Annotated in this window: 17 protein-coding genes and 1 pseudogene; 8 read left to right on the top strand and 10 right to left on the bottom strand. The window is 69.9% G+C overall.

Annotated features, from left to right (window positions below; genetic code table 11):
• Positions 1 to 26: 26 nt before the first annotated feature.
• The 5 genes from M4D77_RS07050 to M4D77_RS07030 form a co-directional block, all read right to left on the bottom strand.
• Positions 27 to 1,244, bottom strand: a complete 1,218-nt coding sequence (locus M4D77_RS07050; RefSeq protein WP_259935857.1) for a glycerate kinase — start codon at positions 1,242 to 1,244, stop codon at positions 27 to 29.
• A gap of 94 nt (positions 1,245 to 1,338) precedes the next feature.
• Complete coding sequence (locus tag M4D77_RS07045; protein ID WP_159371597.1) at positions 1,339 to 2,901, bottom strand: SLC13 family permease; 1,563 nt, start codon at positions 2,899 to 2,901, stop codon at positions 1,339 to 1,341.
• A 147-nt stretch (positions 2,902 to 3,048) separates the two neighbouring features.
• Positions 3,049 to 3,828, bottom strand: coding sequence for an SDR family NAD(P)-dependent oxidoreductase (locus tag M4D77_RS07040; RefSeq protein WP_058252218.1), 780 nt, complete (start codon positions 3,826 to 3,828; stop codon positions 3,049 to 3,051).
• A 106-nt stretch (positions 3,829 to 3,934) separates the two neighbouring features.
• Entirely contained in the window at positions 3,935 to 5,632 is a 1,698-nt protein-coding gene (locus tag M4D77_RS07035; RefSeq protein ID WP_259935856.1) for a VanW family protein, read from the bottom strand.
• Between the two features lie 298 nt (positions 5,633 to 5,930).
• On the bottom strand, positions 5,931 to 7,244 hold the full coding sequence (locus M4D77_RS07030; protein WP_259935855.1) for an acetyl-CoA C-acetyltransferase: 1,314 nt from the start codon (positions 7,242 to 7,244) through the stop codon (positions 5,931 to 5,933).
• Positions 7,245 to 7,334: 90 nt separating this feature from the next.
• Between M4D77_RS07030 and M4D77_RS07025 the strand changes: the two genes are divergently transcribed.
• The gene (locus M4D77_RS07025; protein WP_137809638.1) at positions 7,335 to 8,699 is read left to right on the top strand and encodes a 3-oxoacyl-ACP reductase; all 1,365 of its coding nucleotides are present in this window, start codon (positions 7,335 to 7,337) and stop codon (positions 8,697 to 8,699) included.
• Positions 8,699 to 9,586 (top strand): MaoC/PaaZ C-terminal domain-containing protein, encoded by an 888-nt coding sequence (locus M4D77_RS07020; RefSeq protein WP_159371599.1) that lies wholly within the window; start codon positions 8,699 to 8,701, stop codon positions 9,584 to 9,586. The genes M4D77_RS07025 and M4D77_RS07020 overlap by 1 nt, the downstream gene beginning before the upstream one ends.
• A 114-nt stretch (positions 9,587 to 9,700) precedes the next feature.
• Here the strand turns inward: M4D77_RS07020 and M4D77_RS07015 are convergent, their stop codons facing one another.
• The gene (locus M4D77_RS07015; protein WP_247450456.1) at positions 9,701 to 10,303 is read right to left on the bottom strand and encodes a TetR/AcrR family transcriptional regulator; all 603 of its coding nucleotides are present in this window, start codon (positions 10,301 to 10,303) and stop codon (positions 9,701 to 9,703) included.
• 101 nt (positions 10,304 to 10,404) lie between these two features.
• A complete protein-coding gene (locus tag M4D77_RS07010) occupies positions 10,405 to 11,568 on the bottom strand; it encodes a glycoside hydrolase family 3 N-terminal domain-containing protein (protein ID WP_259935854.1) in 1,164 nt (387 codons plus the stop codon).
• A gap of 98 nt (positions 11,569 to 11,666) precedes the next feature.
• Between M4D77_RS07010 and M4D77_RS07005 the strand changes: the two genes are divergently transcribed.
• The 5 genes and pseudogenes from M4D77_RS07005 to M4D77_RS23790 all read left to right on the top strand — a co-directional run.
• Positions 11,667 to 12,224, top strand: coding sequence for a universal stress protein (locus M4D77_RS07005; RefSeq protein ID WP_058252224.1), 558 nt, complete (start codon positions 11,667 to 11,669; stop codon positions 12,222 to 12,224).
• Between the two features lie 391 nt (positions 12,225 to 12,615).
• Positions 12,616 to 13,581 carry a GlxA family transcriptional regulator gene (locus M4D77_RS07000; RefSeq protein ID WP_259935853.1) on the top strand — a complete coding sequence of 322 codons (966 nt, stop codon included), beginning with the start codon at positions 12,616 to 12,618 and terminating at the stop codon, positions 13,579 to 13,581.
• A gap of 36 nt (positions 13,582 to 13,617) precedes the next feature.
• Positions 13,618 to 14,340, top strand: coding sequence for a DJ-1/PfpI family protein (locus tag M4D77_RS06995; RefSeq protein ID WP_078113247.1), 723 nt, complete (start codon positions 13,618 to 13,620; stop codon positions 14,338 to 14,340).
• 75 nt (positions 14,341 to 14,415) lie between these two features.
• Positions 14,416 to 14,616, top strand: coding sequence for a DUF2613 domain-containing protein (locus tag M4D77_RS06990; protein ID WP_004023745.1), 201 nt, complete (start codon positions 14,416 to 14,418; stop codon positions 14,614 to 14,616).
• A gap of 52 nt (positions 14,617 to 14,668) precedes the next feature.
• A pseudogene (locus M4D77_RS23790) lies at positions 14,669 to 16,735 on the top strand (DUF3367 domain-containing protein); the annotation flags it as partial.
• Between the two features lie 2,120 nt (positions 16,736 to 18,855).
• Here the strand turns inward: M4D77_RS23790 and M4D77_RS06980 are convergent.
• Positions 18,856 to 20,196: an acyltransferase gene (locus M4D77_RS06980; protein WP_189340123.1), complete on the bottom strand. Its 1,341-nt coding sequence runs from the start codon at positions 20,194 to 20,196 to the stop codon at positions 18,856 to 18,858.
• 44 nt (positions 20,197 to 20,240) lie between these two features.
• On the opposite strand from M4D77_RS06980, the gene M4D77_RS06975 reads away from it, so the two are divergent.
• A complete protein-coding gene (locus tag M4D77_RS06975) occupies positions 20,241 to 21,422 on the top strand; it encodes a DUF3068 domain-containing protein (RefSeq protein WP_259935852.1) in 1,182 nt (393 codons plus the stop codon).
• A 12-nt stretch (positions 21,423 to 21,434) separates the two neighbouring features.
• On the opposite strand, the gene M4D77_RS06970 is transcribed toward M4D77_RS06975, so the two are convergent.
• Together M4D77_RS06970 and M4D77_RS06965 are read right to left on the bottom strand one after the other, a co-directional pair.
• Complete coding sequence (locus M4D77_RS06970) at positions 21,435 to 21,905, bottom strand: SRPBCC family protein (RefSeq protein WP_078113249.1); 471 nt, start codon at positions 21,903 to 21,905, stop codon at positions 21,435 to 21,437.
• 49 nt (positions 21,906 to 21,954) lie between these two features.
• A complete protein-coding gene (locus tag M4D77_RS06965; protein WP_165629442.1) occupies positions 21,955 to 23,139 on the bottom strand; it encodes a polysaccharide biosynthesis protein in 1,185 nt (394 codons plus the stop codon).
• Positions 23,140 to 23,288: the final 149 nt, after the last annotated feature.

Raw genomic sequence — 23,288 nt, 5'->3', positions numbered from 1 at the left:
CGAAAAGTGGTGGGTTTGCGCAGCGATCAGACCGCCTTCTTCCGCTTCCGCTGCCCGGCCCGGGCGGAGACCGCGGCGCCGAGGAGGATCATCCGCATGGTGCGCTCGGCGGCGTCGGCGAGGAGCTTCTCTCCGTTGGCGACCGCCTCCGACAGCGGCATCGGTACCGTGATGATCGACGCGATCGCCCCGATCCCCACGTCGTGGACGGCGGGCGCACCGTGCCCGAGCGAACCCGCCAGCGCGACAACGGGCACACCCCGCAACTGGGCGCGGCGGGCCACCTCCGCGGGCACCTTGCCGCGAGGGGTCTGGAAGTCGATCGAACCCTCTGCGGTGATCACCAGATCCGCCTTGCCGATCCGATGATCGAGGTCGATGCCGGACAGCCCGGAATCGAGTAGTGCGTCGAACCGCGAGCGCAGTTTCCCGCCGGCTGCCGCCAGGCCCGCACCTAGTCCACCCGACGCGCCGGACCCGGCCCCCTGCCGATAGTCGATGTCGGCCAGCCCATCCCGCTGCAGTATGTCCGCCCAGACGTCGAGCGCCGCCGACAGCGAGTCGACCTGTGCGGGCGTCGCCCCCTTCTGCGGCCCGAAGACGCGGGCGACGCCGCTCGGTCCGCAGAGGACGTTGTGCGGGTTGCCCGCGACCACCACCTCGGTCTCACGCAACCGCGGATGCAGGCCGGTGAGATCCAGCGACGCCGCGCGCGCCAGTTCGTTTCCGCCGCAATCGATCTCGTCACCGTCATGGTCCAGGACGCGCGCACCGAGCGCCTGGAGCGCACCCGCGCCGCCGTCGCATGTGCCCGAGTCGCCGCAGCCGACGAGAATCGCCGACACCCCCGCGTCGAGGGCCGCGGCAATCAGTTGTCCCACTCCGTAAGTGGTGGTGGCGGCGGGATCTCGCTGCCCCGCCGGAACGAGTGCCAATCCAGCTGCGGCGGCCATCTCGACGACGCCGATGCGGTTCCGACCGACGCCGACCTCGGCCCAGTGCGACTGCACCGGCTCACCGGTGGGGCCGCAGACGGTCAGCTCGTGGAGGCGCCCGTTGCCCGCGGCCGCCAGGATGCGCGCCGTTCCCTCCCCGCCGTCCGCGATCGGTGCGATGTCGACGCGCACCCCGGGGAGCGTGCGCCGCACCCCCGCGGCGATGGCGGTCGCCACCGACACGGCGTCGAGGCTCTCCTTGAAACCACTCGGGGCGACCAGGATTCGTTGCGGAACTCGGACAGACATCGGCACTCCTGTTGATCGATCGGACAAGGTTTTGTTGACGGGAGGGGAACTGGCGCCCGGAGGCACATTCGGGACAGTCGCGGCGATGCGACGGTCAGGACGAGAGGAGGGGCAGACCCAGGTAGGGCCAGACCCAGAACCCGAAGATGATGAGCAGCACCAGCGACACCGGCGCGAGCAGCGCCGACATCGTGAGCAGGTGTCGGGGTTCGTAACCGGGGACGTCGTCGCTCGCCGCGAACATGGCGACCGGTTTGGCCGAGCTGGTGAGGGTGATGCAGAACCCGGCGGCCGCGGTGGACAGGAAGGCCGCGGCGACGGGGTCGACCCCAATGGCCGGGGCGGTCACCACGATGATCGGGATCAGCACCGCCGAACGGGCTGAACGGGATTGGATCACCAGATGCGCGAGCAGCGAGACGATCGCTGCGACGACGACGAACACCATCGCCGCCGCCGGCCCGGTCTCGGCGATGGACCCGAAGGCCTGATCCGCCAACCACTCCGCGGCACCACTGGAATTGAGCGCCATCCCCAGCGCGAGGGTGGCGGCCATGAACAGCAGGAGCGTCCACGGGACGGTCTTCAGCGCCGCGCCCAGGGTCGTCGCGCCGACCGCCGGCGCCGACGCGGCCAGCGCGCCGAGCACCGCGACGATGGCCGGGTCGACGCCGTGCAGGGGTTCTGAACACCACAGCACCACAACGAGTCCGAGAATGACGGACACTCGTCGTTGAGCAGACGTGAGCGGTCCGGAGGTCGCCGTCCCGGTCGCTGCGAGAGCGGTCGGCGGTACACACAGCGGACGTGCTCGTTCGGCGTGATCGGTCATCAACCACAGTGCCGCCTCGGCCGCGAGATGCGACCACACGAGGGCCAGGGGGATGCCGAGAACCGCCCAGTGCAGGAATCCGATACCGCTACCGGTTGCTGCCGAGACGATCTCGACGGTGATGAGGTGCGCGCCGGCACCCAGGAGCGATCCCACCGCCGAGAAGAGGATCACCATCGGGAAGACCAGAGCGAGGCAGAGCACCAGGCGGGGCCGGTCACGCAGGACCGCGGCAAGCGCGAGGAAGATCGGAAGAGCAAGGGCCGCACGCCCGGACGTCGCCGGGATCGCGAACGTGGTCAGCAACAGGGCCGCGGTGATGAGATGGACCAACTGACGAGGCGTCCGGGCCCGGCGGACGACACGCGCCGACACACGAGCCGACAGACCTGACGCCGTGATCGCGGCCGCGATCACGAAAGCACCGATCAGCAACCAGATCACGCCGGAGCCGAGCGTGCCCGCGAACGTGTTGGCGTCGATGATGCCGAAGACCACCAGAGCGATACCGCCACCCAGCGCGACATAGGTGTCATCCAGCGGCGAGAAGATCCACGCCCACACCGCGATCAAGAACACGAGCAGGGTGACGACGGCGTCGAAGGACAGCTCGCCCGACCATCCGGCGTGACCGACGAACGCGCCGGCGACGACCACGACGACGAGTCCTGCTGTCGCCCAGAGTGACAGCAGGCCGCCGAGGGTGTCCCGCAGGGAGCGTCGGGGCGGTGGCGGCACCACCTTTCGCACCGGTGGACGCGTCGCGTACATCGTCACCGGCCCCGGGTGTCCCGGGCCTCGGTCGATCGTGTGCGGAACGTTCATGGCGACCACTCTGCGGTGCCGGCGTGACACCTTCATGAGGCGCGAATGAAAGTTCTTTCACGGAAAGAACCGGTGAACAGACGGCAAACCCACCACCGGATCGGGCCGGCGGTGGGTCTGCGCGGTTACCCCAGTGGTGTGTCGGATCTACTTCGGTGGCATCCGGATGCCGCCGTCGACGCGGATGACCTCCGCGTTCATGTAGCTGTTGGTGACCAGCTCGACGACCATCGAGGCGAGCTCGTCCGGCGCACCCAGGCGATGCGGGAACAGGACCGACTCGCCGAGCTTGGCCTTGAACGCCTCAGCCGCTTCGCCTTCACCGTAGATCGGGGTGTCGATCAGACCGGGGGCGATGGTGTTGACGCGGATGCCGACCGCGGCCAGGTCGCGCGCGACCGGGAGGGTCATGCCGACGACGCCGCCCTTCGACGACGAGTACGACGCCTGGCCGATCTGGCCGTCGAAGGCTGCGACGCTGGCCATGTTGACGATCGCGCCGCGCTCGCCGTGGCCGTCGAGCGGCTCGTTGCGGCTCATGGCGGTGGCCGCGAGACGGATGCAGTCGAAGGTGCCGATCAGGTTGATCGCGATGACCTTCTTGTAGGCGTCGAGGTTGTGGGCCGACCCGAACTCACCGTCGCGACCGATGGTGCGCTGCGCCCAGCCGATGCCGGCCGAGTTGACCAGCGCACGCAGCGGGCCCAGTTCGGTGGCCGCGTTGACGGCGGCTTCGATCTGTTCGGTCGAGGTCACGTCAACGGCGACGAACTGTCCGCCGATCTCCTTGGCGAGTTCCTCGCCCTTGTCCGCGTTCAGGTCGGCGACGATGACCTTTGCACCCTTGGCCGCCAGCTGGCGAGCCGCAGCCGCGCCGATGCCGGACGCGCCACCCGTGACGATTGCACTAGCTCCATTGATATCCACGCCCCGGAGCCTATCGAGCGTTCTATCGCTCGGTAAAGCCCTTCGGGGAAACACCCCGCATCGAAATCCTCCACATCAGATCACCCCGCGCCGAACCACCCCGGGGTCAGACGCACTTCACGATGGGTTCGGGCGCGTAGCGGACGGTGCGGGTGGACCGATCGATCTCCCGTCCGGTACGCGCGTCCTTGATGATCCGGGTGTCCGATGCCGTGAAACCCTTGCTCCCGCTGCTCGGGATGCAGTCGTCCCCGCGCGGAACGCGGACTCGCGGCGGATCGGTGGGGGCAACCCGCTCACCCGTGACCGACTCGACCTCGAACGCCTTCGTTCCCCAGAGCCGAACCGTCACCGACGACGGCGACCAGGCGGTCTCGATCAGCACGCCGTGCCGCGTGTTGTTGCGGAACTTTAGGTCGATGGCGCCTTCGAACACGGTCGCCTCCCGCGCCTCCGGGTACCGCGAGATGTAGTACGCGTGCTCGGTGTGGTCGACGTCTTCGAGCCCGGCGAAATAGGTCGCGTTGTACAGGGTCGTCGCGAACTGGGAGATCCCGCCGCCGACCGCGTTCGACGCCCGACCGTGGTCGATGATCGTCGACTCCACGTACCCCTGCTCCGCTCCGCGCGGCCCGGTGTGCCCGTTGAGCGAGAACACCTTTCCGGGCAGGACGAGGGCCCCGTCGACCTCGGCGGCGACGAGCCGGATGTTCTCCCCGGAAGCGCTCGAGAAGCCACCGGTGGTGTACTCGCTGATCAGTTCGGTGACCCCGAGCTTGCGCGCGGCATCGGTCGTGAGCTTCGGCTCGACGTCGTCGTAGACGACCTCGACCCTGCGATCGCCACCGTCGGCCGCCGCACTCGTGGCGACGGCGGCCAGGGTCTTCGGCCAGTTGATCGCGGCGCCGTCGACGCCCGGCACCACCTGCGGACGGCCGGACGCCAGACTGAACGTCGCGCTGACGGGGGCCCGTTGCGAGGCGTCGAGGTCGGGGGCGAGGATCTCGCGCCCCACCTTCTCGTCGGCTCGGGGGGTGAGCCCGCCGCGGCCGTCGGGCCCGAAGGTCACCATCGACGCCAGGTCTCCCGCGGGCACCTCGACCGTCCGTTTGCGGCGGTCCACGAGACTCACGGGAGCCGCGACCACCCGTTCGGCCGGTCCGGCGACGGTCGCGGCCACGACCTCGGCGCTCACCGTCGGCGAGAAGGGTTCCATGGGCAGGTCGACGGGGGCGCCGTCCAGCCAACGGTCGAGGAGGGTCGCGGCGGCAGCGTCTCGCGCGATGCGTTCACCCTTGGCGGGCTGATCCCCGACGGGCTCGGTGCCGTCGTAGTGCACACCACCCTCGACCGCGGCCTTCTCGAGTGACGCGCGCTGGGCGTCGAGCGCCGCGTTCATCGCCGTCCGATCCAGCGTGACGACCGGCTCGACGTCGAAGTCGCGGCCGAGCAGCGCGGCCAGACGGACGAGCGGATTGCGCGGTTGCTCGAGGAGACGAGCCCGCGTCGCATCGGCGTCGTATGTGAGTCCCAGCTCGGCGGGCGCGACCTCGGCCGAGCCCTCCGGCGTCCGCAAGACGACCGGTTGTCGCGAGCGCGCCGTCAGCTCGTCGAGTACGGAGGTGAGTTCGGCGGAGTTCCGACCGCCCGCATCGATACCGCCGACGACGGCGTTGCGTGGGGAATCGGAGCGGGTGGCCACGAACTCCGCGGCGAGGACGAGCGTGATCACGGCGACGACGGCGAGCACGGCGCGTAGCGCGGATCGTGCTCGGCGAGAGCCTGGGGTCACAACTCCATCCATCGGGGCTGGCAGCTCGGCGGGCTGACGACTTACCAATCAGGGGGGTGGCCGCAGAACTACGGTCGGGAAAGCAGGCGCTCCGGCCGAGCTGTCGGGTCGGGGGTCTGACAGCGCAGCCGGAGCTATAGACATATTTACGCTACTTTTCGGCCGGAGGCATCCCCGGACGGCCGATTCTGTCGAATATGTGACGAAGTACCCCGATTCGTCCCACGAAAGTGAGACGGATCGGCCGATCAGTCGCCGATCCGTCTCACTTATCGGGATTCCAGCTCTGGATGATGTCCGCTTCGGGTCGTCAGCCCTCGATGATCGCGGTGACGCCCTGGCCGCCCGCGGCACAGATCGAGATCAGCGCGCGACCGCCGCCGTTCTCCTTGATCTGCTTGGCCGCCTGCGCGACGATCCGGCCGCCGGTCGCCGCGAAGGGGTGACCCGCCGCGAGCGACGAACCGTGGACGTTGAGCTTGCTGCGGTCGATCGAACCCAGTGCCGAGTCGAGGCCGAGGCGCTCCTTGCAGTACTCCTCGGACTCCCAGGCCTGCAGGGTCGCGAGGACCACCGACGCGAAGGCCTCGTGGATCTCGTAGAAGTCGAAGTCCTGCAGTGTGAGCCCGTTGCGGGCGAGCAGACGCGGCACCGCGTAGGTCGGAGCCATGAGCAGCCCGTCGGGCCCGTTCACGTAGTCGACCGCGGCGGTCTCGCTGTCCACGAAGTAGGCGAGCACCGGCAGTCCGCGGTCGGCGGCCCACTCATCGCTGGCGAGCAGCACGGTCGACGCACCGTCGGTGAGCGGCGTCGAGTTGCCCGCGGTCATCGTCGCGTCGCCGAGGGAGACGCCGAAGACCGGCTTGAGCTTGGCGAGCTTCTCCGCGGTGGAGTCGCCGCGCAGGTTCTGGTCGCGGGTCAGGCCCAGGAACGGGGTGATGAGGTCGTCGAAGAAGCCGGCGTCGTAGGCGGCCGCCATGTTCTGGTGGCTGCGGGCGGCCAGCTCGTCCTGGTCGGCGCGCTTGATGCCGAACTCCTTGGCCGTGACGGCGGCGTGCTCGCCCATCGACATGCCGGTGCGGGGCTCGCCGTTGCGCGGGATCTCGATGCCGAGCTTGGTCAGCAGCTTCGCGGCGCCGAGGATCTGGTCCTTGGTGCTCCGCGCGCGATTGACCTCGAGTAGCTGACGACGCAGGCCCTCCCCCACGGCGATCGGTGCGTCCGACGTCGTGTCGACGCCACCGCCGATCGCGGCGTCGTAGCGGCCGCGGGCGATGCCGTCGGCGACCGTCGTGATGGCCTGCAGTCCGGTGCCGCAGGCCTGCTGGATGTCGAACGCGGGGGTGTACGGCGACAGCGCCGAGCCCAGCACCGACTCGCGGATGAGATTGAAATCACGGGCGTGCTTGAGCACGGCGCCGCCGGCGACCATGCCGAGCTGCTCGCCCTGCAGGTTGAAGCGGCTCACCAGGCCGTCGAGCGCGGCAGTGAACATCTCCTGGTTCCCGACCTTCGCGTACGCCTTGTCCTGGCGTGCGAACGGGATGCGATTGCCGCCGAGGATCGCGACGGGACGATCGCTGCGGGTCTTCGGCTTGCTGGTGGGGTTGGACTGTTCGGCCACGTCGATCTCCCAAGGGTCGGGTGCGGTATCTATAGCGTATTCTTACTCATCAGTAAGTTCGTTGTCGAACGACAGTCAGAGGAGATCAACGTGGCCGCCAACGGAAACACTGGCCTGTACTCGAGCTTCGTCCATTCCGCGCCCGGCGCATTCATCGCCAAGCAGGCCGGGTTGCCCGTCCCGCCGCCGCTGCGGCGCTACAAGGCCTCCGAGCCGCCGCTGCCCGGCCCCGTGCTGCTCGGCGGGTCCGGCCGGCTCGTCGAACCGCTTCGCGAGATGCTCTCGACCGAGGACTACGACCTCATCCAGAACGCCACGACCGGCCGCAGCGCCGACAAGTACGGCGGCCTCGTCTTCGACGCGACCGGCATCACCACTCCCGCCGAGCTGCGTCAGCTCTTCGAGTTCTTCCAGCCCGCGATGCGCTCGACCGCGGCCTGCGCACGGTTTCTGGTCATCGGCACCACGCCGGAGCTGGTCACCGATCCCTCCGAGCGCGTCGCGCAGCGCGCACTCGAAGGCTTCACCCGATCGCTGGGCAAGGAACTCCTGAAGGGGTCCACCGTCCAGCTCGTCTACGTCTCCCCCGACGCCAAGACCGGTTTGACCGGCCTCGAGTCGACCGTCCGCTTCGTGCTGTCGGCGAAGTCGGCCTTCGTCGACGCCCAGGTCATCCGGGTCGGCGGCGCCGACGCCACCGCGCCGAAGAACTGGGACAAGCCCCTGGAGGGCAAGGTCGCCGTCGTCACCGGTGCCGCCCGTGGCATCGGTGCGACGATCGCCGAGGTCCTCTCCCGCGACGGCGCGCACGTGATCGCCGCCGATGTCCCGCAGGCCGGGGACGCGCTGTCGGAGACGGCGAACAAGGTCGGCGGCACCGCCTTCCCGCTCGATGTCACCGCGGCCGACGCCGGCGCGAAGCTCGCCGAGCACGCTCTCGAGCGGCACGGCGGCATCGACATCATCGTCAACAACGCCGGCATCACCCGCGACAAGCTGCTCGCCAACATGGACGACTCCCGCTGGGACGCGGTCATCGCGGTCAACCTGATCGCACCGCAGACCCTCGTCGAGACGCTGCTCGAGAAGGGTGCTTTACGCGAGGGCGGCGCCGTCGTCGACGTCTCGTCGATCGCCGGCATCGCGGGCAACCGCGGCCAGACCAACTACGGCGCCTCGAAGGCCGGTGTCATCGGCCTCGTCGACGCCTACGCGCCGATCCTCGCCGAGAAGGGCATCACCATCAACGCGGTGGCGCCCGGCTTTATCGAGACCAAGATGACCGCGGCCATCCCGCTCGCGACCCGTGAGGCCGGCCGCCTGATGAGCTCGCTGCAGCAGGGCGGTCAGACCGTCGACGTCGCCGAGACCGTGGCCTACTTCGCCAACCCGGCGAGCAATGCCATCACCGGCAATGTGGTCCGCGTGTGCGGCCAGGGATTCCTGGGGGCCTGATGGGCAAGACGATCACCCTCCCGTCCGCACCCGGCACCGCCGAGCTGTACGGCAAGGCGGTCACCGCGCTGCTGCCCGGCATCGGCAAGCCGCCACGGGTGCCGGCCGACGCCACCGCACCCGAGACGCGTTACCGACTCGACGGCGTGCGGGTGGATTCGACTGCGCTGCAGGCGTACTGCCACGCGACCGGGCAGCGGTTCGGCGGCACCCTGCCGCTGACGTACCCGTTCGTGCTGCAGTTCCCGGTCGTCATGAAGCTCATGACGTCCGACGAGTTCCCGTTCGGTGCAGTCGGTTCGGTACACATGACGAACACCATCGAACGTTCGCGGCCCATCGAGGTCGGTGAGCCGCTCGACATCGTCACGCATGCACAGAACCTGCGCGAGCACCGCAAGGGCATCCTGATCGACGTCGTCAGCGAGATCCGCGTCGGATCGGAACTCGTCACCACCCAGACGGCGACGTTCCTGAAGCAGCAGCGCACCAGCCTGTCCGACGAGCCGCGGGGTCCTGAACCGAAGTCGAAGACCCCGCCGCCGCCGGACGCCATCCTGGCCGTCGACCTCAAGCGGATCCGCGAGTACGCCGCAGCCTCGGGCGACCGCAACCCGATCCACATGGGCAACCTGCCGGCGAAGGCCTTCGGCTTCCCCAAGGCCATCGCCCACGGGATGTGGAGTGCCGCAGCAGCTGTCGCGAACGTGGAGGCGCAACTGCCGGACGCGGTCACCTACGACGTCAAGTTCGGCAAGCCGATCCTGTTGCCCGCCAAGGTGAACCTCTACACCCGCCGCATCGACGGGAAGGGGAGCTTCGACATCGCGATCCGCGACCGCCGCAAGGGATTCCCGCACCTCACCGCGACGACGCGGGAGGGCTGAGGGCCCTCGCCTTTCGCTCCCGCGGTCTCGTTTCCGTCTCGCTTATTGGATCCAATCAGCGGATGGGAAGCGGGGCCGCGGGAGCGTTTGCGTTGCACCTCAGGTGTCGACACTTCAGGCGTCGGTACCGACGCCCTTCAGGCCGCGCCAGGTGATGCCGACGAGGAGGTTGGTGGCCTTCTCGAGGTCGACGTCACCCTCCGTGATGCGGTCGGCGACGGCCTCGGCGGCGCCGACGATCGACACGGCGGTGAGTTCGAAGTCGATGTCGCTGTCGACCTCGACGGTCGTGCCCGCCTTGATCAGTTGGGCGACCATCTCGGTGACCCGCTGGCGGCTCTCGGAGACGATGCCGGCGAAACCGGCGGTGCCGATGGCGACGCGGTAGAGCACCCGCCAGGACTGCCGGTGCTCGTGCACGAAGCGGAGGAACTCGCGGATCACCGTGACGGCCTGCTCACGCTGCGACAGCGAAGGGTCGAAACCGACGCTCATCGCGTCGATGAACAGACCGGACTCACGGGCGATGCACGCACTGAACAGTTCGTCCTTCGAGCCGTAGTACAGGTAGAGCATCGGCTTGGAGATCTGCGCCTCGGAGGCGATGGCGTCCATCGAGGTCTCGCGAAAACCGTTCTGCGCGAACACCTTGACGGCCGCATCGAGCATCTGCTGCTCGCGCACCGCGCGGGGCAGGCGCTTCGTTCCGCCCGACATGACCACCTCCGTTCACGACAACTGCTCCGACCGACGATATCAACAACTTACCAATCGGTAAGGTGAAACCCCATTCAAGCCGGTTCAGGGGTCTCAGCAGTTCAACAGTTCACCACACCCTTGGAGCGCAGGATGCGCACCACCTTGCCATCGAGGCGAGCGGGCGCGAGACGCCCGGCCGACACCGCGCGCTCGAGGTTGTCGAGCACCGACGCGACACGGTCGGTGGAGAGCCACAGCGCGACGTCCCCGCCAGCGAGGATGAACCTCTCCACCGCCTGCTCGATGGGGTACTGCGCGCTGATCGCCGCCATGCCCGACAGGTCGTCGGAGTAGATCACACCGTTGAACCGCGGACCGTCGTAGCCGACGCCGGTGCGCAGCATCTGGATCGCGGGTCGGCTGATGCTGGCGGGCAACCCCTTCGTCAGACCCGGGACGATCAGGTGGCCGACCATCGCGCCCGCGGTCCCGGGGTCGCGCAGGAGAGTCCGGAACGGCACGAGATCGCTGTCCTGCAGCTCGGCGAGCGACGGGACCGTCACGACACCGAGGTGCGAGTCACCCGAGCCGTGCCCGTGTCCCGGAAAGTGCTTGTACACCGGCGTGATTCCCGCGTCGGCCAGTCCTGCCGCATAGGCGCCCGCGTACTCGGTCACGACCGCCGGGTCGTTGCTGAAGGACCGGTCGCCGATCACCTCGTTGTCGGACTCGTCGCTCACGTCGGCGACCGGCGCGAAATCGACGGTGACACCGAGGCGCTTGAGCTTGCGGCCCACATCCGCCGCGATCGCGCGCACCTGCTCGGGCGTCTTGGTCTGGGCGAGTTCACGGGCCGAGGCGTGGTCGATGCCGAGCGCGGACAGGCGCGACACCCGCCCGCCCTCCTGATCGACGGAGACCATCAGCGGGATCGGCGAGTTCTGCGAAATACGTGCTGCCGCACCGCTCGTCAGAATCGCCTTGTCGGTCCAGCTCCCGACGAAGATCCCGCCGATCTCCTCGTTCTCGACGATCTGCTGCGCGTCGGCCGCCCCGGTGACGCCGACGACGATCAGCTGCGCCAGCTTCTGGCGTACGGACAGTTTCGCGAGTTCGCTTGCACCACAACTGTTTGCGACCGGAACGGTCGTCGGCGACGCCGACGAAGACGTCGAAGCGAGCGACGACGCCGAGTACGAGGGAGTCGGTGGCGGTGAGTCCGGCGTCGACGACGCGCACGCCGCCAGCGCCGCGCACAGTACGGCGACCGTCCCTGTCGTCATCGCATTCCGGATCCAGTTGTCACGGATCCCTTCACGACGAATCCGCCGGGGTCTGCGAGTTGGGCCCATGGCACGAGTCTGGCATGTAGTCTGAGCCAATGGACGTGGGGTCCGATTCGTCCGGGTCCGCCACCGCCGGGCGCGGTAGCGGCGGCAACAGTGCCGCACAAACACTGATGATCGCCTATGACGGGTCCCCGAACGCCGACCGCGCCATTCGCTACGCCGGACAATTCCTTCGCGCGCAATCCGCAGTGGTCGTCACCGCCTGGCAGCCCGGCGGCATGACGCCGGCACGTATGTCCACCCTCGCCGGCGGGATGCAGCCGTTCATCGACACCCAACTCGACGCCGGCGTCGACCAGGCGCTCGAAGACGAGGCCGCCTCGATCAACGAGCGCGGCGTGACACTCGCCGCCGAGTGCGGACTGACCGCACGCGGATCGCTCGTGGAGGTGGAGTCGACGGTGTGGGGTGCGCTCGTCGCCGCCGCCGAAGCGCTCGACGTCGATCTCCTGGTCACCGGAACGCGCGGGGCGTCGGGACTCAAGGCACTGCTGCGGTCCAGCGTCGCCGAGAGGGTCCTCAAACATTGCCATCGGCCGGTGTTCATCGTGCCCGCGAAGTGCGAGAAAGAACCGCAGGTCACGTTGTAGGGGATCTCTGCCGGGCAGGGATCTCTGCCGAGGTCACCAAGTGGCTTCGACACGGCGCCTCGCTTCGCTCGGGGCCGGCTCAACCAGCGGGGGGTGGCTTCGACACGGCGCCTCGCTCCGCTCGGAGCCGGCTCAACCAGCGGGGGCGGCACACCCGCCGGGCCGAGCGTCCCCACCTGACGGCCGAGCTAGTCGAGGTCACCAAGTGGCTTCGACACGGCGCCTCGCTCCGCTCGGAGCCGGCTCAACCAGCGGGGGGGGCGAGCCGGCTCGACCAGGGGGGCGGGCCCGCTCAACCGGCGGTGGGGACCAGCTCAATCAACAGTGACGTGTCCTGATCTGTGGGATGCGTGGCCTGGACGCCACGGGCGGCGTCGGAAACGATGTCTGCATGACGCGATCGGTGCTGATTCTCGGGTTCCCCGGGGTACAAGCCCTGGACGTGACGGGACCGGCCGACGTGTTCACCACCGCGTCGTACGCCCTCGCCGACCAGGGCGCGCAGGTCCGCTACGACCTGCGGCTGGTGTCGAAGTCCGGTCTGCCGGTGGGCACCGGCGTCGGTCTGGAGTTCGTCGCGCATCCACTCCCCGATCCGGCCGAACCGCTGGACATCCTGATCCTGCCCGGCGGCACCGGCGTCCACGACGCCTCCCGCGACCCCGACCTCGTCGACTGGATCCGACGGGCGGCGCAACGGGCACGACGCGTCGTCAGCGTGTGCAACGGCGCGTTCCTCGCCGCCGAGGCCGGCCTCCTCGACGGCAAACGCGCGACGACGCACTGGGCCGTGACCGGGTTGCTCGCCGAGCGATACCCGTCGATCCAGGTCGACGCCGAGGCCCTGTTCGTGCGCGGCAGCGACCGCGTGTGGAGTTCCGCGGGCGTCACCGCCGGTATCGACCTCTCGCTGGCCCTCATCGAGGAGGACCACGGCACCGAGCTCGCACAGCTCGTCGCGCGGTGGCTCGTCCTCTACATGCGGCGCCCGGGTGGTCAGAGCCAGTTCGCCCCGCCGGTGTGGATGCCCCGGGCCCGGCGCACGGCGATCCGCGAGATCCAGGAACGTATCGAGGCCGAGCCGGGCCGGGTGCACCGCGTCGACGACCTCGCCCGCGACGCGTCGATGAGCCCACGCCATTTCTCCCGCGTCTTCACCGACGAGACCGGTGAGGCGCCGGGCGCCTATGTCGAACGGGTCCGGACCGACGCCGCCCGTCGTGCACTCACCCAGAGCGACGACACGATGCCGGCGATCGCCACCCGGTGCGGATTCGGGTCCGCCGAGACGATGCGGCGCACCTTCGTCCGCCGGCTCGGCGTGCCGCCCGATCAGTACCGCCGCACCTTCCGCTAGCCGCACACCCGAGAACCCACGACCCGAAATGCATCCATGACCCAGATCGCGATCGTCCTCTACCCGCGGTTCACCGCTCTCGACTTCATCGGTCCCTACGAGGTACTGCGCGCGCTGCCCGACGCCGAGGTCAGATTCGTCTGGCACGAGCCGGGACCGGTCGTCGCCGACTCGGGCGTGCTCGTCGTCGGCGCCACGCATTCATTCGACGAGACACCGTCGCCCGACGTCGTCCTGGTGCCGGGTGGCCCCGGTTGTTTCGCCGCGTCACAGGACGAGAAGGTCCTCGACTGGCTGCGCGCGGTACGACCGGGCGCGCAGTGGACGACGTCGGTCTGCACCGGTTCGGTCGTCCTGGCCGCGGCCGGTCTGCTCGACGGCAGGCCGGCCACGACGCACTGGTCGTCGATGGCCGCGTTGACCCTGCACGGGGCGAATGCGGTGTCCGACGAGCGCATCGTGCGCGCGCTGCCCGACGACGACCTGGTCACCGCCGCGGGCGTGTCCGCCGGTATCGACCTCGCGCTGTGGCTGGCCGAGCAGATCGCCGGGCGCGCACGAGCCGAGGCGATCCAGCTGGTCATCGAATACGACCCGCAACCGCATCTCGATTCCGGGCACCGGTCCAAGGCGTCGGCCGGCACGATCGCGACGTCGACGATGCTGCTCAGCCACGACGTCGACAAGCCCGAACTGCTGAAGACGAGTGCGCGGCTGCTGTGGGATCGCACCCTGACGAAAGTGCGGTCTCGGCGTTGACCGCGGCCGCATCGATCCGCAGGTGTCAGCGGGTGTCACCCGGAATCGGACTTCGGCGATGGTAGTTTCATCGCCATGACCAACAACCGCCTTGTCGCCGGAGCCGTCGCCGGGGTCGCCGGCATCCTGGTGGGACTCGGCGCGGTGTTCCTCGGCGGGTTCCTGGCCTCCGAGAACAGCCCGTCCACCGATCTGAACAACATCAGCCCGAACAACGGATTCGTCCAGGGTTCGGTGGACTACGGTTCGCGCGGCGGAGCCGGCGAGACCAACTGACCCATCCACGACGCCGCCGGTCCCGGCGTCTCCTGATCGACAGCAGCCGCAACTGAGTACTCCGCCTCCGCCACCGGATCAGTCCGTACTCAGCCGACGCGGTATCGCCGTCGTCGGCGCGATCTCGCTGCTGATCTGCCTGCTGCAGTCACCGGGCCGCATCGCCGCCGACACCAAACTCGACCTCACCGCGAATCCGCTCGGGTTCCTCGCGCGCGCCGCGCATCTGTGGACGCCGAACGCACCGATGGGGCAGGTGCAGAACCAGGCCTACGGGTACTTCTTCCCCCACGGGGCGTTCTTCGCCCTGGGTGACCTTCTCGCCGTTCCGCCGTGGATCGTGCAACGCCTCTGGTGGGCGGTGCTGCTCACCGTCGGCTTCGTCGGCATCGTCCGCCTCGCCGAGATGCTGCGGCTGGGCTCGCCCGCCTCGCGGATCATCGCCGCCGCCGTCTTCGTGCTCAGCCCGCGGGTCCTGACCACCCTCGGCTCGATCTCATCGGAGACCCTGCCGATGATGCTCGCCCCGTGGGTGCTGATCCCGGTGGTGCGGGCACTCGACACGCGGGCCGAGAACGCTGCCCCGCTGTGGCGGGAGGCCGCGCGTGCGTCGGCCGCGGTCGCGCTGATGGGCGCGGTCAATGCCGTCGCCACGCTGGCAGCGCTCGGCGTCGCCGCTCTGTGGTGGCTGCTGCACAGTCCGCGCGACCGACGCTGGTGGCGGTTCGGCGCCTGGACCGCGGCCGGCCTGACCCTGGCATGCGCGTGGTGGGTCGTGCCGCTGCTGATCCTGTCGCGCGTGAGTCCGCCGTTCCTGGACTACATCGAATCGTCCCGGGTCACCACGCAGTGGACCTCGCTCACCGAGGTGCTGCGCGGGGCGAGTTCGTGGACGCCGTTCGTGTCGCCGGAGCGCGTCGCCGGGGCGGTGCTCGTCACCCAGCCCGCCGCGGTACTGGCGACCGGGACCATCGCGGCCGCGGGGCTCGCCGGATTGTGCATGCGGCACATGCCGTTCCGCGGCCGTCTCGTCGCGATTCTCGGCGTCGGCCTCGTCCTGATGTGCGTCGGCTACGCGGGTGAACTCGGGTCGCCGGTCGCCGAGCAGGTACGCGTCTTCCTCGACGGCCCGGGCGCCCCGCTGCGCAACATCCACAAGTTCGAGCCGCTGCTCCGCATCCCGCTGGTCCTCGGTGTCGCACATCTCCTGGCACGGGTTCCGCTGCCGGGGAGTGCGAGTCGCCGGGAGACGCTCTCCGCCTTCGCCCAGCCCCAGCGGTCGCGACCGGTCGCCGCGACCATCGTCCTGCTCGTCGCCGTGATCGGCGCCGGGTCGTTGATGTGGACCGGTCAGCTCGCGCCGGACGGTACGTACCAGGCGATTCCACGCCACTGGCAGCAGACCGCCGACTGGCTGACCGAGCACAGCGAACGCGACGACGGCGCCCCGCCCGCCCGCGCGCTGGTCGTCCCCGGCGCCCCGTTCGCCGACCAACTCTGGGGGCTCACCCGCGACGAACCGCTGCAACCCCTGTCCGACACCCCGTGGGCGGTCCGCGACGCGATCCCGCTCACCCCGCCCGGCGCGATCCGCGCCCTCGACTCCGTACAACGGGAGATCGCCGCGGGCCGTGGCTCCCCCGGTCTCGCCGCCACCCTCGCCGGGCAGGGCATCGGATTCGTCGTCCTCCGAGCCGATCTCGACCCCGACACCTCGCGGTCGGCCCGCCCGCTGCTCGCGCAACAGGCACTCGACGAGTCGCCCGGGCTCCGTCGCGTCGCCGAGTTCGGTCCGCCGATCGGGCCACCCAGCGTCCGAGGAGTGGTGCGCGACAACGGACTACGGCCGCCGATGCCCGCGGTGCAGATCTACGCCGTCGGCGAACCGGGCGCGCCGACGACCGGCACCGGTCCGCGACTCGTCGACACCACCGGGCTCCCCCGCATTGCCGGCGGGCCCGAGGCGATCGCCGAACTGGCCGACGTCCGCGCACGCCAGGGACTTCCCCCGCTCGGACCCGTCGTGCTCGACGCCGACGCCCGCCGCGCCGGGATCGTCGACGGCCCGTTGATCGTGACCGACACACCCGCTGACCGGGAGACCGACTTCGGCCGCGTCGACGACCACAGTTCGGCGATCAGGTCGCCGTCGGACCCGCGTCGGACACAGAACGCCGTCGCCGACTACCCCGTCGACGGCCAACCACTGGTCCACGGGGAATGGTTGTTGGACAACGAGAGCGGCGAAGTCGAGGTGTCGACGTCGGGATCGGCGGCGGACGCGGTCCAGCCCGGGCAGACCTCGCCGGCCAACTCGGCGGCCGCGGCCTTCGACGGCAACCCGCAGAGCGCCTGGGTGAGCGGCGGATTGGAGACCGCGGTCGGACGATGGATGCGCATCGGTTTCACGACGCCGCGCACCGATCTCGCGGTGACCCTGACGACCGCGAAGGCGCTCGGACCCGACGTCACGAGTGCGCTGATCACCACCGAGGCGGGCAGCACGGTGGTCTCCGGTCTCGCTCCCGGCGAACCGGTCACCGTGACCGCCCCCAGCGGCCCCACCGGTTGGCTCCAGATCCGCGCGCTCCGCACCGACGACGGCACGGCGGGAAACCAATTCGCGCTCGGTGAGGTGACGGTCTCCGATCTGCGAACCGCGACGCCGTTGCGGATCCGCCACCGCGTGGTGTTGCCCGAACTCGAGGCCGGCACCGACGTGGCCCAGTGGCTGCTGTACCAGGAGCTGTCCGGGCGGGCGTCGTGCGTCTCCGACCCCGAGCGGCAGATGACCAGGTGCGCACCGGGTCTCGCACTCTCGCCGGAGACTTCGGCGGTGTTCGGGCGCGCACTCTCGGTGCCGTCGGATGTCACCGTCTCCCCCACCGCGATCCTGCGACCCCGACCCGGTGATGCTCTGGATCGGCTTCTCGCCGAGGACGACCGGGTCACGGCGCGCGGGCCCCGCCCGGTGACCGATCCCCGCGGCGGGCCCGCGGCTGCCGTCGACGGCGATCCCGGAACATCGTGGACCGCACCGGAGATCCCCGACGAGGAAGAGTCGCCCGCGCGCGACAGGGAGACCGACGATGGCGCAGCGGACGAGAACAGTCCCACCCTGGTCCTCGACCTCCCGCGCGCACAGCGGGTCGATTCGCTGACCATCGACGCCCCGCGGGGCTATCCCGCCGCGCCCACCGAGGTCGCGGTCGACCTCGGGACGGGAGAGCAGATCCGCGAGGTCGACGAGAGCGGTCTCGTGCGGCTCGATCCCGCGGTCACCGACCGTGTCGAGATCACCATTCGCGCGCAGTCCGACCTCATCGACGTCAACAGCCTCGGGTTCGCCAGTCCCGCACCACCGGGAATCGCCGAGGTCCGGGTGTCGCCCACGCCGGCAGACGGTGTCGGTGTCGATGCCGGTGCCGACCGGGTCGTCGAGATCGGTTGCGACGACGGCATCGGCCTGACCGCTGCCGGACAGGTCGTCCGAATGTCGGTGCGCGCCAGTGTGTCCGACCTCCGCAGCGGGCAGCCGGTGATCGGCCGCCCCTGCGACGGCGGCCGGCTCGTGCTGCCCGCCGGCCAGCAGGAGGTGTCGGTCAATCCCGGCGACGCCTTCACCGTCGACGCCGTCTCGCTGGTGAACGGTGATCCGGTCTCGGCGCCCGCGTCGACGTCCCCCGCGGTGACCGAGTGGTCGCCGGTGCGGCGCGTGGTGACGGTCGACGCCGGTGCGCAACGACTGCTCGTCGTGCCCGAGAGCACCAACCCGGGGTGGCAGGCGCACCTCGACGGCACGCAGCTACGGCCGGTCGTCGTCGACGGGTGGCAACAGGGGTGGGTCGTCCCCGCCGGTGCAGGCGGAACCATCGAACTCACCTTCCGATTCGACTCGCTGTACCGGTGGGCGCTGGTGATCGGGCTCGCGCTGATGGCGCTGCTGCTCGTCGCCGCGTGGTGGCCGTCGGCGCGTCGCACCCGGGCCGGTGAACCCGTCGTGGTTCCGTCCGGGCGCGGCAACGTGCTCGCCGCGGGGGGTGCGGTGTTCGCCGCGGCGTGGCTGGTGTCCGGCTGGTGGGGACTCGCGGCCGCCGTCGTGGTCGGCACCCTCGCCGCAGCGGTACCGCAGAAGACCGGCGTCACAATCACATTCGTGGCGATGATGACCGCGACCATCGGGCTGGCGGCCGGCCCCTGGCACGCCTCGGGCGGGTACCACGGGTCGCAGTGGTGGGTTCAGCTACCGGCGCTGGTGGCGGTGTCGATGACGGCCTGGCTGGTGTTCTGGTCGGCCGTCGACGACGGGCCTGATGACGACGGGCCTGACGACGACAAGGCGTCGGCCGCGTCGTGGCGCGAACGGTGGCGACGACGATTCTCGCGGTTGCGCAACCAGTTCCGGGCCGGCTCTTCGATGAAGGCATAGCTGGCCGCAGCGACGCCGATCGACAGCCCGAGGGTGATCACGAGCACCAGGAGGGTGTCGCCGCTGAACGGCACGATGCCGAACAGCGGGAAGACCACTGCCAGTATCGCGACATGCCAGATGAAGATCCCGTACGACCACCTCCCGAGCGCGAGCATCACGCGTGAGGTGAGGATGCGGAACGGCCCGTCGTTGCAGACGAGTGGGGCGAGCAGCGCATATCCGCAGAGCGCGCCCAGAAACATCTTGGTGGCGAACTCGATCTCGGTGACCGCGCCGAGACCGGTCGGGCCGGCGATCCTGGTGCATGCCAGCGCGTAGGCGACGACGAGGACGCCCAGCATGAGCGGGCGGTTCGCGCTGAGGCGGATCGTTCCCGCCATCCAGCGGCCCGTCCACGACGTCCCGGATGCAGAACCCGACGCCGGTCCACGTTCGAGGACTCCGGCGATCTCGGCCAGGACCAGACCCGCGACGAACCACGGGAGGTGGCCGAACACCCAGTTCTTGGTCTCCACGCCGTCGGCCACGGGCAGCGAGGTGCCGACCCAGGCCCAGCCGAGGCTCAGCGCACCGAGGAGGACGAGCGCCGGCACCCGCGCCCGCAGACGGCTCCCGCGCAGCCGCAGGAGAGCGAAGCCGATGAGCGGCAGCAGTGCGTAGAAGGCGATCTCGACCGAGAGGCTCCACATCTGGGTCAGACCGGCGGTCAGTGTCAGCGGCACGAAGACCTGCGTGAGCGTGAGGTTCGCCAGCCAGACCTGCGCATCCGCTCCCTGCGCCTCGGGGAGCAGCAGGATCACCAGCGTCACCACGACCACGTAGGCCGGCCAGATCCGGACGACGCGATGGCGGAGGTACCGCGGCACCGACGGGTGCCCGGTCCCGCGATGCGCGGCGTCGACCCACGGTCGCCAGAGCAGAAAGCCGGAGAGCGCGAAGAACAAGGCGACCGCGAGGTCGAGACGACCGAGGACCGGTCCCAGCACGGGGATCTCGACCGCGCGGGTCTGGAAGGCCACGTGCGTGACCAGGACCCCGATCGCGGCGATGGCCCGCATGCCCTCGAGCTGCGGATAGAACCGCCGGGCGGTAGCCGTTGCGGGCTCGGCGGTGGCGGGGCTGGTGGGGCCGGGGTCGGTGCTGGTCATGCTGCTGACAGGGTAGCCGGGAGGCGTTGCGTACCCTCGCCACCATGTCCTCGCCGTCCTCGTCGCACCCGGAGCCCCATCGCTGGTCGACGGCGGACCTCGCGGGACCGACGCTCATCTTCGTCGGCGCGTTCCTGCTCGCGGTGACGATCGCGCTGCCCACCCTGCTCGTCGGCGGGTTCCGCACGATCCCGCTGAGCACCGACTTCACCACCGTCGCCACGGCCGACGACGCGACGATCTTCGACCGGTGCTCGCTGGAGACCCGGGCGGCCCGTACCGTCGGCGCCGACCTCGTCCGGCAGCAGCGCGTCGTGGCGGTGCAGCCGTCCGACGAACACCGGGTGACGCTGCAGGCCGGTACGTCGATCCAGGCCGAGAAGCTGCGCATCGACGATCGCGAGGTCGACCCCGGTGATCCGCGCCCCGGTGTCGATGCCGATGACCCGGCACAACCGTGCAACGAGGCGACCGTGAATGCCATCAAGGATCGGGTCACACTCGACCGGAAGAACGCGCTGCCCCGACTCGCCGCCCGCGGGGCGTCGGAGATCCAGTACGACAGCGGTCAGGCCGCGGTGCTCGTCCCGGACCGTCGCGGCGTCACCTATCTGCTGCCCTTCGACACGGCGACGGCCGACCGCGAGTTCTTCGACCCGATCACCCGCACCACCGTGCCGTTGGTCTACGACGGTGACACCGAGGTGCAGGGTCGCGACGTCGCACGGTTTCGCGCCGAGGTCCCTGACACCGACCTCGCCCGCGAAGCGCTGGGGCGACCGGTCGGCACGAATGTCTCGATCACGCGGCCGGCGTCGTGGTTCGGGTTCGGCGACTCGAGCCGGCCGTTGACCGCGAGCCTCCATCACCGGAGTTCGTGGGATCTCGCCGTCGACACCCGGACCGGCACCATTGTCGACGCCACGATCACCGTCGACGAGGCGTACCGCTTCCCCGACGGCATCCCCGGCGTCCCGGCCGGCTTCGAATTGCCGCATCTGCGCGCGACTTTCGGCTACGACGACGACACGCAGGCCCGGATGACGGACCTGGCCGACGATCTCGCGTCCCCGATCCTGATCTGGGGCCGGCTCGTACCCATCGGCACCGGGGTCCTCGGGGTCGTGGCGCTGCTGGCCGGACTGGTGCTCACCAACCCGGCCTGGCTGCCCACCCGGTTCCGGCGCCGGAGTGGCGCGGAAACCGTTGGCGGGCAACCGGAGTGACGGAGACCGGCGTCAGGAGGTCGACTCGGCGGCGAGCCTGCCGAGGGTGTCGTTCAGCTGGTGCTCGGTGACGAGCGGGAACTTGACCTTCTCGAGCAGCTTCTTGTCGGTGACCTTCGACCAGTCGTAGGTGTGGCGCACCAGCGTCTCGTTCGGACCCTGGGACTCCAACTCCCACAGCCATTCCCACCCGGGCGGCTCGGTGCCGGCGGGGGCGGTCTGCCATGCCAGCAGCTTGTCCTTGGCGTAACCGGTGACATGGTTGTCGGTCTTGTAGTCGCCGCCCATGTGGTCGCCCGACATGTTCATCGTGAACACGTCACCGACCTGCTGGATGCGATCGGCGTGGTCCACGCCGCGGATGAAACCCGAACCGTCGAGCGCCTGATGCCGTTCGGGATTGGAGAGGACGTCGAACACCGCGTCGACGGGCGCCTCGATCGTGCGTTGGACAGTGACCTGTGTGCTCTCGTTGTCGCTCATGACACAACACTGCCGAAACTTCGGGGACTCGGCAACGTCCGACCTCAACTCAGCGCGCGACCGCCCACGTCCCCAGCGCGGCGATCGTGACGGCCACCGCGGCGGTGCCCGCGACCCCGACCACCGAGCCGGTGAGGGTGACGATGACCAGCACCTCGGCGCCCACGACCAACCAGGGGCCCAGTGCCACCCGCGTCCGGTCGCGCGCGATCGCCGACAGCAGGACGACCTGCAGGACGGCGAGTGCGGCGCCGATGTAGGCGAAGAGCCACAGGATCGGCACCAAGGCGTCGTAGCCGTCCCCGAAGACGAACGGGACGACCGGGCCCGCCGCGCCCGCCAGCACGGTCAGGACGACCCCGATCCCGGCGACCACCGTCACCGCCTGACGCAACGAGGCCGACGACCGTGCTGGGTCGGCGAGACGCGGATAGAAGACGACGCCGATCGCCTGCGGGAGCCAGAAGGCCACCTTCGTCGCGATCGCGCCGAGGGCGTACACCCCGACCTCCTCGGCGTCGAGGACCCGGGGCGAGAGCAGCAGGTCGATCGACGACGCGACGATCAACACCAACTGGACCTGCGACGCGCGGACCACGCTGAGCACTCCGGCGGCCCCCGACGGTGCCCGCCCCGGCCCTCCGGCCCGTGACATCGACCAGACCACGAGCCAGACGACGCCCGCCGACGCGGCGGCCCCCAGTGTCCCGGCCAGCAGCCCACCGGCCGGTCCGGCGCCGGCGGCGAACGCCCCGATGATCGGCATCGATCGTGCGACGCCGACGACGGCCAGCACCCAGGACAGGGCCCGGAACTCGCCGCGCCCCTGCAAAATCCCCTGACCTGCGGCGATGAGCGCCAGCAGCGGTGCCGAGGCGAGTGCTGCGGCCGTCGTCGCGACGTCGGTGCGCAACAGCAGCGCGACCAGCGGGGTGGCGACGACGGTGAGTACGACGACCCAGCACGTCGTCACCACACCCAGCGCGCGGAGCCGTCCCTCGTCACCGCCGAGCACGACCTCCCGGGCGATGACGTTCTGCAGCGCCATCGCCGGCACGCCCAGCACGAGCATCGCCGACAGCAGCACCGCGAACTCGCCGTATTCGCTGACGTCGAGGAAATGCGCGCTCGCGACGAGGTGCACCACGTACATGCAGACGTTGGCCACCATCGACCCGATCGCCACCGACCCGACGGCGCCGACCGTGCCCGTCGTCCGACGCGTCTGCTGCATGGACCAAGTGTGCCGACTACACCGCCGCGGTCTCGCGCGGGGCGGGCACGAGGTACGCGTGCCGGGTTTTGCACGGGCAGTCGGGCATAGGCAACGATGGGAAGGCTGTTGCCGAGCGCGGGTCCCCCCGATCGCGCGTGTCCACCGGA

It is taken from the genome of Gordonia sp. p3-SID1431, assembly GCF_025143765.1.
In the GTDB taxonomy this organism is placed as follows: Bacteria; Actinomycetota; Actinomycetes; order Mycobacteriales; family Mycobacteriaceae; genus Gordonia; species Gordonia hongkongensis.
Note: the sequence above shows the minus strand (reverse complement) of the source record. Positions and strands in the feature narration are given on the sequence as shown.

Coding starts and splice junctions, on each gene's coding strand:
- M4D77_RS07050 (WP_259935857.1), bottom strand. CDS start 1,244: ATGTCTGTCCGAGTTCCGCAACGAATCCTGGTCGCCCCGAGTGGTTTC.
- M4D77_RS07045 (WP_159371597.1), bottom strand. CDS start 2,901: ATGAACGTTCCGCACACGATCGACCGAGGCCCGGGACACCCGGGGCCG.
- M4D77_RS07035 (WP_259935856.1), bottom strand. CDS start 5,632: ATGGATGGAGTTGTGACCCCAGGCTCTCGCCGAGCACGATCCGCGCTA.
- M4D77_RS07020 (WP_159371599.1), top strand. CDS start 8,699: ATGGGCAAGACGATCACCCTCCCGTCCGCACCCGGCACCGCCGAGCTG.
- M4D77_RS07015 (WP_247450456.1), bottom strand. CDS start 10,303: ATGTCGGGCGGAACGAAGCGCCTGCCCCGCGCGGTGCGCGAGCAGCAG.
- M4D77_RS07010 (WP_259935854.1), bottom strand. CDS start 11,568: ATGACGACAGGGACGGTCGCCGTACTGTGCGCGGCGCTGGCGGCGTGC.
- M4D77_RS07005 (WP_058252224.1), top strand. CDS start 11,667: ATGGACGTGGGGTCCGATTCGTCCGGGTCCGCCACCGCCGGGCGCGGT.
- M4D77_RS07000 (WP_259935853.1), top strand. CDS start 12,616: ATGACGCGATCGGTGCTGATTCTCGGGTTCCCCGGGGTACAAGCCCTG.
- M4D77_RS06995 (WP_078113247.1), top strand. CDS start 13,618: ATGACCCAGATCGCGATCGTCCTCTACCCGCGGTTCACCGCTCTCGAC.
- M4D77_RS06990 (WP_004023745.1), top strand. CDS start 14,416: ATGACCAACAACCGCCTTGTCGCCGGAGCCGTCGCCGGGGTCGCCGGC.
- M4D77_RS06980 (WP_189340123.1), bottom strand. CDS start 20,196: ATGACCAGCACCGACCCCGGCCCCACCAGCCCCGCCACCGCCGAGCCC.
- M4D77_RS06975 (WP_259935852.1), top strand. CDS start 20,241: ATGTCCTCGCCGTCCTCGTCGCACCCGGAGCCCCATCGCTGGTCGACG.
- M4D77_RS06970 (WP_078113249.1), bottom strand. CDS start 21,905: ATGAGCGACAACGAGAGCACACAGGTCACTGTCCAACGCACGATCGAG.
- M4D77_RS06965 (WP_165629442.1), bottom strand. CDS start 23,139: ATGCAGCAGACGCGTCGGACGACGGGCACGGTCGGCGCCGTCGGGTCG.